The 674-nt window shown below is 46.4% G+C and carries 2 tRNA genes and 1 rRNA gene; all 3 read left to right on the top strand.

Annotation, left to right across the window (positions count from 1 at the left end):
• A 16S ribosomal RNA gene (locus AC0NJP_RS18265) occupies positions 1-103 on the top strand; the annotation flags it as partial.
• A gap of 117 nt (positions 104-220) precedes the next feature.
• Positions 221-297 (top strand) — tRNA-Ile (locus AC0NJP_RS18260).
• Between the two features lie 105 nt (positions 298-402).
• Positions 403-478: transfer RNA gene (locus tag AC0NJP_RS18255), tRNA-Ala, on the top strand.
• Positions 479-674: the final 196 nt, after the last annotated feature.

Below are 674 nucleotides of genomic sequence, written 5' to 3'. Positions count from 1 at the left end.
TGAGGTAACCGTAAGGAGCCAGCCGTCGAAGGTGGGGCCGATGATTGGGGTGAAGTCGTAACAAGGTAGCCGTATCGGAAGGTGCGGCTGGATCACCTCCTTTCTAAGGAGCTACGTACTTGGGATAACCAAGTGCAAAGCATTCTATGGTCGGTCACATTTGGCAGTTACATCCATTGTTTGGTTTTGAGAGAGTCATCTCTCTGGAATTAGTAGGCAAGGGCCTATAGCTCAGCTGGTTAGAGCGCACGCCTGATAAGCGTGAGGTCAGTGGTTCAAGTCCACTTAGGCCCACCATTTAATGCTCATGAACTTGATGGATTAAATGAGAAAAGCTGACTAAGGTAAAAAGTGAGCTTGAATTTTTGTCTCAAAGACAAGGTTTGAGTAAACTATATACGTGGGGGTGTAGCTCAGCTGGGAGAGCACCTGCCTTGCAAGCAGGGGGTCAGCGGTTCGATCCCGCTCATCTCCACCACTTATTGCTCTTTGAAAACTACACAGAAGAAGAAAAGAACGAACCTCTTTTTGTAAAAAAAGAGAGTTCATTTAACGAGTATGTTAGAACACTTGTTTAGGCAAAACGTGTGAACACTTTAAAAGTGAGACGAAAGTCAAGCTACAAAGGGCATACGGTGGATGCCTTGGCGCTAAGAGCCGATGAAGGACGGGAT

This window comes from Pelorhabdus sp. sgz311002, assembly GCF_056134285.1.
Note: the sequence above shows the minus strand (reverse complement) of the source record. Positions and strands in the feature narration are given on the sequence as shown.